We start from the raw sequence: 11,874 nt of genomic DNA on the forward strand, positions 1-11,874 counted from the left end.
CCGGTCGGGGAAGTTTTGGTTCCAGGGCCTTCGTTTCGCCGATCTCGCTTTTCGCTGAATGCCGCGCGCCGCCTCAACCAGCGCCTCGACCGGTTGATGCCGCGCGCCGCGCGGTTTCCGTGAGCCGGTCGCGTGCGCGGATCGCATCACCCCTCTTTCCCGCGGTCAATTCGGCCATATCCACCCGCGCGCTTCGCTCAAAAACCGCCCAAACGACCGCGTGCGCGCCACTGGCAAAAGGCTGGGTGTCTTGCTTCGCTTTTGCTCGTGTTCGCTGATCTTCGTACGGATCATTCTGTTCATCCTTGAACATGGTAGTTTCTTCTCTGGGCTTCCCAATCCGCCCAGCTCGGCGGCTAGCATACAAAAAACCTTCAAACTCTCCGATTGACATTTTCCACCGAATCCGCTCCGCGCGCAATTCCCCTTATGCACCCGTCGCGCCTGATGCCTCCAACTTTGCCCTTTTCGCCGGCGCGCGGGTTTAGTAAGATTCCCGACCGTTGCCGCAATCGCCTCCGTGAGGAACAGGACGGAAGATGAGCAAACCAGGCTTCTACGGTTGGATCCGTGAAAACGTGCGTCGCGCGGTGCTGCTGGGGTTTTCCGACGCGGTCGAGCAACTCGGCTTGCCGAACGAAAAGGATGAAGTCAGCCCACAGTTGCTGGCGGTGTTGCAGCCGGCAAAGCCGCTTTTGATGGCCGAAGGCCCGGCCAGGCCCGCATCGGCGGGAGGCGGCCGCAAACGGCTCGGTCAAACGCTGGAGCAAATCCAGCAGCGGGCCGCCAGCCAATCGCCGGCACCCTCGAACGAAACTTAGGTCGGGCTTTCCAGCCTGACATATTGGACTGCAACGGGGTCGCAGCCTGCAGATCGTCGCGGCCAGGATGGCCGTGGAGCGCGTCATGAAGGCGCCTGCGGCCCCACTCTAGCGGCTGCGCTGTAGGGTGGGACCAGCGAGCTTGCGAGCGCCGGCCCACCATCATTAGACGTCAGGTTTCAGGGGTCAGGCGTCAGGACTAACGACCTGATGCCTGATGCCTGATGCCTGATGCCTGATGCCTCCAATCGGCGGGCCGGCGCTCGCAAGCTCGCTCGCTCCCACCCTATTTCGCGGCCTGCTGCGGCGGAGCGGCCGAGGGGGGCGGCTCGAACTTGCGGAGCTCCTGGCCGTTCTCTTCGTTCCACAGACGCAACACGCTGTCTTGTCCGCCGCCCAGCGCGAGCTTGCCGTCGGGCGTGGTGGCCGCGGCGTACATGAAGTCGCCGCCGCCGAAGGCCCGCTGCTGCTGGGCGTTGTCGACGTTGTAGAGCCGTACCGTCTTGTCGCCGGAGCTGACCAGCGCCAGCGACGTGCTGCCTACGAAGTTGATCGACGTCACTTCCTTGCCGAAGCCCTGAATGGTGCGAAGCTGGTCGCCCGTCACAAAATCCCAGACCTTGACCACGTTGTCGGCGCCGCAGCTTGCCAGCACCTTGCCGTCCGCCCGCCAGCGAACGATCCAAGGGCTTGCGGAAATGGACCAGTCTCGTTTGCGGTTTGAGGTTTTTAAGGGGGAAGTTCCTGGGCTTGTTCCAGGCGAGGTCATCATCCGGGACGGCGACGAGTTTCATGGATTTCGGCGTGTCGAAGGTGAGGACGTGCATATTTACGACCTCGAGCACGCCACAGGAGTCCGCGGTGACGTAGCGTTTGATCCGAGGGTGCTGGGGCTCTCAGATTTTTTGCCGGCCAACCTGACGGTGAAGGACTGCTTGTGGTACCATACGGGCGAAGCTCTCAGTGTCGTCGGGAGCGACCAGATCCGTGGCCACGACGTTTGGCGTGTCAAATCCGAGCGCGACGATGGGGATGTCGCTGAGTATTGGATCGAGGAGCCGTCCTTTCGCGTTCACCGAAAAACGATGAGCGGCGCCGGCTACCACATCGACGTCGCGTCCGAGTTCTCGGGTGGGGAACCGAGTTGGCCGTTCCCCAGCCGCGTGACCGCAAGGCGCGAAGCGATGCCATCGGGACTTGAGAGAACTTATGTGGTCAAGAATTTTGAGGCGCCTGCCACGATTTCGCCGGATCGCTTCACGTTGAAATCGATGGACCTGCCGATCAACACGCCAGCAGTCGATTATCGAATCAACCGCATCGTGGGCTATTGGAACGGGGAAGGATTGCAGGAGAAGCCAGTGCGTCCCAAGCGCATGCCAGCCGGAAAGACGCCAGAATCGCAATGGGGCACGCGATTTGTATGGTGTGAATCCGCCCTTGATGCGCGCGGTGGCGACGCTGCCCATCGTTTTCATGCCGCACGAGCCGATTTGGGGCGATTTTGAGCGCGCACCCCAACCACGGCCGGAGTTCGTGCTCGGCGAACAGTTCGTCGAGTCGCATCCCGAGCGCTGGCGCCAGCTCCTCATCGCCGCGCGCTGGGCCATTCTACCGTTCACCGTCATGGGCGGTCTCGTCTGTTACCTTTGGGCCAGGGATCTCTTCGGCCGCAAAGCGGGGCTGACCGCGCTGTGCCTCTGGTGCTTTTGCCCCAACATCCTCACTTGGTCGTCGCTCGTCTGCACGGACGGCGCCGCCGCGGCGATGGGCGCCGCCGCCGGATACACTTTCTGGCGTTGGTTGCGGCTGCCTACGTGGCGACGCGCCATGCTCGCGGGTTTGTTCATGGGGCTGGCGTTACTGTCGAAGATGACATGGCTTGTACTCTTCACAGTCTGGCCCGCCGTTTGGACGGTGTGGAGAGGCGGCGGTCGAAGTGCCGCCGCGGCGGAAAAGCCCGGCGCCGCCCGCCTGGCCGCGGTTTTGCTTATCGGCGTTTACGTCGTGAATCTCGGCTACGCCTTCGATGGCGCGATGACGCCGCTTGGCCGGTTCCAGTTTGCCCGCCGCCTCTTTGGCGGCGGAGGCAGTCCCGATGGCGCAAGTATGCCCGCTCTACGTCTCCCACTCGACTGGCTACGTTGGCTGCCGGTGCCGCTGCCCGCGGAATTCGTCCGCGGCGTCGACCTGCAACGCGCGGACTTCGAAAAGGGCTTGCCGTCTTATCTGCTCGGCGAATGGTCGGACCACGGCTGGTGGTACTATTATCTCGTTGGCCTGGCCATCAAGGTTCCTTTAGGGACGTGGTGCCTCGGCCTGTTGACCTCGTTGGCTCTGCTACGGCGCTGGTGGCCACGGAATCGCTTACGCTCTACCCCTTCACGGCAAAACGCGGGTGCGCCGGGCGCCTTCGATGACTTCGCGGTTCTCGCACCGGCCGTCGCCGTGCTGGCGCTCGTGAGCTCCCAAAGCGGGTTCAGCGGTCATTTCCGCTACGCCCTGCCCGCTTTCCCGTTCGCGTTCGTTTGGATCAGCCAATCGGCGAATCAGGCGGGCTGGAAAAAGCCCTGGCGGTCGGCAGTCGTGCTTGGCGCGGTGTTATGGTCGATGGCGAGCAGCTTGGCGGTGTTCCCGCACACGATGTCGTACTTCAATGAGGTCGTCGGCGGCCCGGCCAACGGCCATCGCTACATGCTCGGTTCGAGTCTAAGCTGGTCGCAAGAGTACTTTTACGTTCGCCGCTGGCTCTGCGGCCATGCGGATGCCGACTCGCCCTACACGTTGCTGGAGCGCTCCATATCGCTGGAGCGCCTCGGCCTTCGCAGTCGCGGCGAGCCGCCGCCCGGCACGGCCGCTGAAGCCAGGAGGCGCGGCCTAAGCATCGACGCCAACGGTCCCGTGCCCGGCTGGCACGTCGTCAGCCTCCAGCGACTGCACGACCCCAGCGGCGCGTATCTCTATTTCGAGCGATTCCAGCCGGTCGCGACAATCGGGTACTCGACGCGCGTCTATCAGATTGAGCTGTCGGAGGCGAATCGGGTGCGCCGGACGATGGGATTGCCGCAAATCATGGGGCCGAATCTGTCGTCCGCGAAGCTGCTTGAGGAGATGGCGGCGGCGCGATCTTCGCGCCGTCCAGTGAAGGTGGCCTTGTTCGCCCCGGCGCACGACACGCGCACGCCCGCGCGCGAACGAGCGACGGGGATCATTGTCGCGGACGGCGCCGGCTTATCATCGATCGCGGTCACGGAACACGATCTTCGCGGCGGTTGCCTTGAAAGGTATGACGTGCTCTTGATAGGCGGCGGCCAGGCGAGCGTCCAGGGTGGCGCCTTGGGGACCGCTGGACGAGCGGCCGTGCGAGAGTTTGTGCGTCGTGGCGGCGGTTACGTGGGCGTCTGCGCCGGCGCGCATCTGGCGGGCGTGAACCACGAATGAGGCTTGAAACTCGTCAACGCGCGGCCAATGGCCGGGCAAAGGTTCGTGCCTGGCCAGGGGCAGGTGAGCGCGTCGTATCGCGGCCGGGGTCCCGTCTCGCTTGAATTGAGCGAGGCGGGCCATCGACTTTTCCGGGGTCCCTTGTCGCGGCTTCAAATGGACTACGCGGGCGGCCCGGTGTTCTCTCGCGCCAACGAGCCGACCCTGCCCGACTACGTAGCACTCGCCAGTTTTCGCTCGGAAGTCTGGTTATATCCGTTTCAAAGAGGCACGATGGTCGACGCCCCGGCCGTATTGGCCTCGCAATTCGGGCAAGGAAAGATCGTTTTGTTCAGCCCTCACCCCGAATCCGATGCGCTGGGCCAAGCTGTCCTCGCCGAGGCCATCCGCGCTTGCGCGCAGAGAACTCCTTCTGGGCCGAGATGCCTGCTTCCAACTCCCGCGGCGGCGCGTTAGATTGCATCCAGCATCTCGGCCACTTCAAAGGTTTCGGAGGCGTTTGCCATGAGCAAAGGACATCTGTTCATTGCGGCCGCGGTCCTCTCCGCCATCGGCGGGCTGATTTTCGCAAGTTGGCGGACAGGCGGCCAGTCCGTGGCCAAGGCCCGCCAACCGATGAAGCCGGCCGCGATGAAACATACCGCGCGGCCCGCGCCGATGGCGGCCGCGGATCGAACGCGGCTGGAGGAGCAGTTGGAGCGGACGTTGTCCGGCGCCACGTTGCGGGGCCACATGGGGCGCCGGCAAAAGCGGGAGATCGAAGCCGTTTCGCCCGACACACCGTACCGCCTGGGCAAGGTCACGAAGCTCGACGACAAGGGGCATTGGAAGTTGGAATACTACATACCGGGCACCGATCTGCTGTTCGATATGCCGCCGGTCAACGTGGAGTGGGCCGGCGACCTGCCCGTGATCACGATCACCGACTTGCAGATCAAGGGCAAGAAAGGGATGTTCCGCGCGCGGATCCTGATCGACGGCGACGACTACAGCGGCACCTGGAGCGACGGCAAATCGCGCGGGTGTCTATTCGGCACGATCGTGCGCGACGACAGTGGCGAAGACCGTTCCACTTGACGAAGACCGAGACCATTCTTTCAACGACGGCCGCGTGAAGTAAATCTCATTTCGCGGCTTGCTGCGGAGGAGCCACGGAGGGCGGCGGCTCGAACTTGCGCAGCTCCTGGCCGTTCTCTTCGTTCCAGACTCGCAACACGCTGTCTTGTCCGCCGGCGAGTGCCAGCTTGCCGTCGGGCGTGGTGGCCGCGGCGTACATGAAGTCGGCGCCGCCGCCAAAGGCACGTTGTTGCTGGGCGTTGTCGACGTTGTAGAGCCGCACCGTCTTGTCGCCGGAGCTGACCAACGCCAACGACGTGCTGCCCACAAAGTTGAGCGACGTCACTTCCTTGCCGAAGCCCTGAATGGTGCGAAGCTGGTCGCCCGTCACAAAGTCCCAGACCTTGACCACGTTGTCAGCGCCGCAGCTTGCCAACACCTTGCCGTCCGCTCGCCAGCGAACGCCCAGCACGTGGTGCGTGTGGCCCTCGAACGACCGCACGAACTTGCCGCTGGCCACGTCGAATACCTTAATGAACTTGTCGGCGGCGCCGGAGGCCATCAGCTTGCCGTCGGGCGAAAAGTCGATGCCCAGCACCGTGTCGCTATGCGCTTCGGGCATGTCGCGCGCCAGCGCGCCATCCGCCACGTTCCACAGCTTCAGTTCGCCGCTCCGCGAAGGGTCGCCGCCGCCGGAGGCCAACAGCTTGCCATCGGGGCTGAAATCGAGCGCCGTCACGCGATCGACCAGCGGCGAAGTCGCCCCGCCGCCGATCACGCGGGCCAGCGACCATTCGGCCAGCGTGTTGAACACCGTGGCGCTCTTGTCGGCCGAAGCCGAGACGATCTTTGTCGGGCTGGCGTAAGCCACGGCCAGCACCGGCCCAGCCTGACCGCCAAAGACCTCGCCCGCCGCGCCGGTCTCGGCGTTGAAGGTATGCACCAGCTTGTCGTCGCCGGCCACCGCCAGCTCCAGGTTGTCGGGCGAGAAGGCCACGCCGCGCAGCGGCAACTCGCCGGCCGTGGTAGCTTTCTTGGCCGTTTCGAGATCGGCCTCGGCCTGCTTCTGGCGAGCTTCGGCTGCCTGCTGCACTTGCTGGGCGACGGGGATCGCCTCGGCCGCGCGCTTGGCAGCCACGTTCGCCGAATCGACCGCCTTGTCGGCCGCCAGCTTGGTGGTTTCGGCCGACTTTCGGGCGGCTTCCATGTCGTTGGCCACCTTGGTTTTGGCGGCCAGATCGTCGTTGGCCGTCTTCAGCTTGGCAGCGGCATCGGCGGCGGTTTTGTCGGCGGCGACCATTGTATCTTTGGCCGCTTTGAGCTTGGCCGCGGCGTCGGCGGCCGCCTGATCGGCGGCTTGCTTGGCCTTGACCAGGTCTTGATTGTTGGCGTCGGCGTTGAGGGCCGTCTGGGCTTTGGCGACCGCTTCGACCGCGGTCTTGTTGGCCGCATCGGCGTCGGTCACCGCCTTGGCGGCGTTGGCCTTCGCTTCGTCGGCCGTCTTGGCGGCCGCGGCGGCATCGGCGGCGACCTTGTCGGCCGCGGTTTTTTCGTCGGCCGCTTTCTTGGCCGGTTCGGTCTTTTCGGCCAACGACTTGTCGGCGGCCGTCTTGGCGTCCATCGCCTTCTTGACGTTATCGGTTTCGGCCTTGGCGGCGTTCTCGGCGGCCTTCACCGCCGCGACTTCGGCCGCCGCTTCGTTCTTGCGGGCCGCGACGGCGCGTTCCATCTCGGCCGCCTGGAACTGCAGGCGATAGTCGCCCTTCAGCTCGGCCACTTGCTGAAAGTTCTGCCCGTTCCATAGCCGCACCACGTTGCTCGCCCCGGCCGCGGCAATGCGTTGGCCATCGGGCCGCACCGCCACGCTCGTCACCGGCGCGCCGTAGTTGAGTTGCTGCATCTGCTGGCCGTTATCAACGTTCCACAGCCGCACGCTGCCGTCCTGGCTGCCCGACAAAAGCTGATTGGCCGCGGGCATGTTCGTCAGCGCCGTGATGGGTTGGCCGTGGCCGGGAATCTGACGCAGCGCCAACAACGGCCAGACGCGAATCGACTTGTCGGCCGACGCGCTGACGACCAACTCGCCTTTCTCGCCGGCCGAGGCGAGGCCGACGATGCCGGTCTGCTCGACGAAGGCTTGCACGGCCTCGCCGCTCGTCAGATTGAAAGCGATCGATTCCGTACCGCCGCCGATCACAAGCTGGCCGTCGGCCGAGAAGGCTACGCTCTTCACCGGCGCGGTGAAGCCGGCAAACGGCGGCTTGGGTCCGGGCGAGCCGTTGCCAACGTTGAACACGCGCACCGTCTTGTCTTCGCCCGCCGTCGCCAGCCAGTTGCCGTCGGGGCTGATGGCAAGGGCGTGAACGGGACCGCCGGCCTGTGCGGCGTAGCGCTGAGCACCGTCGCCCGTCTGGAAACCACGCACGGTCCCGTCGGCGCCGGCAGTGAGGACCAGACCGCCGTCATTCGAGTAGACGAGGCCGCTGATTTTGCCCGTGTGTCCAATGAATGGCCGCTGGAAGTGAAGCGTGAGTTGTTGCACCAGCTTGCCGGCGCTGCCGGTCAGAATCTCGTTGGGATTGGCGGCGAATTGGACAAACGTGACGCCGCCTTCGAGCGAAAAGCTTTCGATGAGTGCCGCACGGGCAACATCCCAGGCGATGGCCCGTTCGCCGGCGCCGGCCGATACCAGCCGCATGCCGTCGGCGCTGAAGCCGACCGACGCAACGCCGGCCGCGTGGCCCGTGAGGTTGGCGAGCAATTTGCCGTCGCCGAGCTGGAACACCTTGACCGTATTGTCGGCGCATCCCACGGCCACACGGCTGTCGTCGCGCGACAGCGCAAACGCGGTCGCCACGGCGCCCACGGCGATCGAGCCGGTCTGCTGGCCATCGGCCGGATTCCAGCTTCGCACCGTCTGATCGGCCGATGCGGAAATGACCCGTTGGTTATTGCTCGTCATGGCGACGCCGACGATAGGTCCGCCATGCCCGGCAAAGCTCTTCAGTTCCGCTCCGTCGGCGACGTTCCATAGCTTGAGACTGTTGTCGGCCGCGCCGGAAACAACCTGGCCGCCGCCGGCATCGAACGCCACGGCGGTCACGGCTTGCGTGTGCCCGGCGAACTTGGAAATCGGCTGGCCGTCGGCCAGGTTCCAAACGCGGGCGGTCTTGTCTTGCGAGCCGGACACGAGCTTCGCCGCGTCGGCGCTGAAGGCGACGGCGGTGATCGCGGCCTCATGACCGAGCAACGTTTTGGCGATCGCGCCGGAGGCCACGTCGCGAACGAGCACCGCCGGCTTGCCGCCCGCGAGTCCCGCGGTGGCCAGCCATTTGCCGTCGCGGCTGACGGCGGCCACGGTGGCCGGCGCTTCGTCGGCGCCGCCCAGCGCACGTGGCGCAGGGGTGTCGAGCTTCCAGGTGGCGACGAGGCCGTCGGCGCCGCCCGACGCGGCCTGGTTACCGTTGGGGTGAAGGGCGACCGATTCGACGGACGCGCCAAAGCCCTCGATCTTGACGACGGGCTGGCCGCCGGCGACGTCCCAGACGCGAAGGGTCTTATCGGCGCCGCCGCTGACCAGCCGCGCGCCATTGCTCTGGAACCGCAGGCCCGTGACGGCGCCGGCGTGGCCCGCGAACGTCTTGGCAATTTGCCCGCTGGCCAGATCGAACACCTGAATCGGGCCTTCGGCGGTGGCAACGGCCAACAGCTTCTTATCCGGGCTGAGGGCCACAGCCGTCGCCGCGCCGGTCAGGCCGGCAAGGGAGCGTGCGGCCCCCGCGGGGGCGGCCCAGACGCGGATGTTATTGTCGCCGCCGCCCGAAGCAATCCGCTCGCCCGCGCCGAGAACGGCCAGAGCCTGCACGGGCTGAGGCGTGTCGATGCGACCGGCCGGCGCGCCGTCGGCGACTTGCCAGATGCGAATCGACTTGTCGAGCGAGCCGGAAACGAGCTTCGTGCCATCGGGCGAGAAGCGCAGCGCGCTAACCGCGGCCGTGTGCCCGGCCAGCGAACGGGCTGGCTGGCCCGTCGAAAGATCCCACAACTTGATGCTGTTGTCGGCGGCGGCGGTGGCCAGCCATTTGCCATCGGCGCTGACCGCGATCGTCTGCGCGCCGTCCGCGGCGGCCGTGTCGAAATTGGTCAAACGCACGTCCCGCGGCCGCTGCCAAATCTTGATGTCGCGATAGCCGCCGGAGGCCAAGAGCATGCCGTCCTGACTGAAGGCCAGCGATTGAATGAGATCGAGATCGGCGACGCCGGGCTGGCTGTAGATGCCCGACTTCAACAGCTCGGGATCGGTAAGCCGGCAGACGAAGCGGCCGGTGGGCAGGTGATAGACGAAAATCTGGTTGGCCCGGCCGCAGGCGGCGAATTGCCCGTCGGGCGTGACGGCCACGGCATAGATCGGATTGACGCCGGGCGGCAGCGATTGCCATTTGATCTCGCCCGACTGTCCCGTGACGATGCCGCCGGCGCCTTGGTCGATCCAGAGCTTGATGAGGCCCAGTTCTTGCGGCGTGAGGGCCTTGGCGGCCACCTTGTTGCCCGACGGAGGCATGAGCGAATCGACGCTGCCGGTGGCCCGGCCGAGCAGCAGGCTTTCGGCGCTTTTCATGGGGACGGCGGCCGGTCCGCTGTCGCCGCCCTTGATGATCGACTGCGGCGTTTCGAGCACGAGACCGCTTTCGGCCTTGGTGGCGTTATGACAGGCCACGCAGTTCCGCTTCATGAGCGGCAGCACTTCTTTTTCGAAGTCGACCGGCGTATCGCGTTTGATTTCGGCGATGGGGATGACCTTGTCCTCAGCCGATGCCTGCCGCGCGAAGGTGGTGGCCGCAAGGACCGAAAGAGACGCAATCCAGATTGAACGGCGGTTCCGTGGCATGACGAGCTTCCAGGAGGGATTTTCAAGGGCGTTGTTCGGCCCGGCGGGCGACCACAAAGGTCGTGTTTGGGCCGATTGGCGGGATTTAGACCAGCGTATCGCGCCGCCGGGCAGTTGACAAGAGTTTGGCCGCCGCCCGGCTTGTCAGCAAGCCGGGCTACGTGTCACTGCGCAAGGCGGGCTCGCCGGCGGTCAGAATCTTGTTTCCAAACAGCAACCGATCGACCTGCTCAAGGCGGAACTGCCGCCGGTCGCGAATGCTGTCGTTGACGAGCTTCATCAGCGCGGCGGCTTCGATAAAAACGGCGCCGCGAATCGGCGTGCCGCTCAGGAAAGCGGTCAGTTTTTCCAGATCGTCCGGGCGAAAGCTGCTCCCCACCACCGCGAAGTAAACCTTGTCGATGCCCGACTGGGCCAGCTCGCGCGTGTGCCGCGTGGCGTACTCGCAGAACTGCCGGTCGTCGGTCCCCAGCGCGTAGCCGCGGCGTCGCACTTTGGCGTCGATGATCGCGGCGAACCGCTCCAGGGGGGCGATGGCCAGGCAATCGGCCGCGCGACCGCAACCTTGACCCAGCTCGCGCACCTCGAAGCCGAGGCAGCGAAACGCCTCCGCCGTCCGCCGCTCAAACAGCGTCGAGACGGGCACCGTCTTTTCTGCGCCGGGGGCGGCGCTTTCGCCGGTGCCGCGCAGCCCGCAGGCCAGATGCTCCAAATCGCCAAGGGCCGCCGGCAGGTATGGAAAACGCTCGTCGCCTGCCAAGCCTGCCCGGCCGTGCCGCTCGGCGACGCGCGCGACCGACGCGGGCCGTTCCACCGACGCGGCCGTTCGCTCGCCGGGCAGCCACAGTTGCTGCTCGCGGTCGGCGGCGCGCCAGGCCACCTGCAAAAACCGCGGATCGCCGTTTTGCTCGCGGACGGTTTCTTCGTTGATGGTCTGCGTCGGCGCCCGGCCGCCCTCCTGCAGCGTGCCGTCGCGCAGCCGCGCTTTGTGTGTGCGTCGATCTTCGCGGCTGCGGGCAAAACTGGCCATCGCCTCCGACCAGAGCGTTTCCCAGCGCCGCGAACAGCGCAGCCGCATTCGTTGCGCTAGCCGATGTTCCGGGTGTCGGGCAATCCACGCTTCGACCCGCGCGGCGATCTGGGCCACGCGCTGCTGTGTCACGCCATAATCGGCGGCGACGGCCTGCTGCGTCTCGCGGTTCAGAATATGCCGTTCATAAATGCGGCAATCGCGCTTCCGGGGTGGCCGTTGGGCCGGTGCCGGCCGGGCCTTGGCCGCGGGCGCGGAAGAGGGCGGTCGGTGCGTGGGGTCGGGGTTGGTATCAGCGGTGCTCATGGTCTCGAACCTCGTAGGAAAGCTTGTGAAAAAAACAAGTGTCGTGGGCGGAAAAAAATGATCTAACCTGCTTCCAGACAGGCCCTTGCGACCGAAGCGAAACGCACCGATCGAAAACCATACAAGCGCTCAAATGTCGTGGCCGGCGTCGCGGAACTCGCGACTTCTCACGAAGTCTGCTACGGGCCGGTGAAAAAGGCATTTGCCGCCTGTCTGCGTCTGCCTACTTTCTACCGCGCGACTGGCTTGGGTTGATTTGCCACCAAACCGATTCGCAACGCCGCCGGACTTCTCACGAAGTCTGCTACGGACCGGTGAAAAGGCATTTGCCG

Annotated in this window: 8 protein-coding genes; 4 read left to right on the top strand and 4 right to left on the bottom strand. The window is 65.4% G+C overall.

What is annotated here, in order from left to right; translation table 11 throughout:
• Positions 1 to 73 precede the first annotated feature (73 nt).
• A complete protein-coding gene (locus tag VNH11_23195) occupies positions 74 to 313 on the bottom strand; it encodes a hypothetical protein (GenBank protein HVA49290.1) in 240 nt (79 codons plus the stop codon).
• A 226-nt stretch (positions 314 to 539) separates the two neighbouring features.
• Between VNH11_23195 and VNH11_23200 the strand changes: the two genes are divergently transcribed.
• On the top strand, positions 540 to 821 hold the full coding sequence (locus VNH11_23200) for a hypothetical protein (protein HVA49291.1): 282 nt from the start codon (positions 540 to 542) through the stop codon (positions 819 to 821).
• 286 nt (positions 822 to 1,107) lie between these two features.
• Here VNH11_23200 and VNH11_23205 read toward each other — a convergent pair whose 3' ends face one another.
• Entirely contained in the window at positions 1,108 to 1,449 is a 342-nt protein-coding gene (locus VNH11_23205) for a hypothetical protein (protein HVA49292.1), read from the bottom strand.
• Between VNH11_23205 and VNH11_23210 the strand changes: the two genes are divergently transcribed.
• The 3 genes from VNH11_23210 (at position 1,442) to VNH11_23220 (ending at position 5,339) form a co-directional block, all read left to right on the top strand.
• Positions 1,442 to 2,329 carry a hypothetical protein gene (locus VNH11_23210; GenBank protein ID HVA49293.1) on the top strand — a complete coding sequence of 296 codons (888 nt, stop codon included), beginning with the start codon at positions 1,442 to 1,444 and terminating at the stop codon, positions 2,327 to 2,329. The genes VNH11_23205 and VNH11_23210 overlap by 8 nt on opposite strands.
• Positions 2,265 to 4,262 (top strand): glycosyltransferase family 39 protein, encoded by a 1,998-nt coding sequence (locus VNH11_23215; GenBank protein HVA49294.1) that lies wholly within the window; start codon positions 2,265 to 2,267, stop codon positions 4,260 to 4,262. The genes VNH11_23210 and VNH11_23215 overlap by 65 nt, the downstream gene beginning before the upstream one ends.
• Before the next feature lie 504 nt (positions 4,263 to 4,766).
• On the top strand, positions 4,767 to 5,339 hold the full coding sequence (locus VNH11_23220) for a hypothetical protein (GenBank protein ID HVA49295.1): 573 nt from the start codon (positions 4,767 to 4,769) through the stop codon (positions 5,337 to 5,339).
• 46 nt (positions 5,340 to 5,385) lie between these two features.
• On the opposite strand, the gene VNH11_23225 is transcribed toward VNH11_23220, so the two are convergent.
• Positions 5,386 to 10,206 carry a c-type cytochrome domain-containing protein gene (locus tag VNH11_23225; GenBank protein ID HVA49296.1) on the bottom strand — a complete coding sequence of 1,607 codons (4,821 nt, stop codon included), beginning with the start codon at positions 10,204 to 10,206 and terminating at the stop codon, positions 5,386 to 5,388.
• 157 nt (positions 10,207 to 10,363) lie between these two features.
• The gene (locus tag VNH11_23230; GenBank protein ID HVA49297.1) at positions 10,364 to 11,542 is read right to left on the bottom strand and encodes a hypothetical protein; all 1,179 of its coding nucleotides are present in this window, start codon (positions 11,540 to 11,542) and stop codon (positions 10,364 to 10,366) included.
• Positions 11,543 to 11,874 lie beyond the last annotated feature (332 nt).

Source organism: Pirellulales bacterium (genome assembly GCA_035533075.1).
GTDB lineage: Bacteria > Planctomycetota > Planctomycetia > Pirellulales > JAICIG01 > DASSFG01.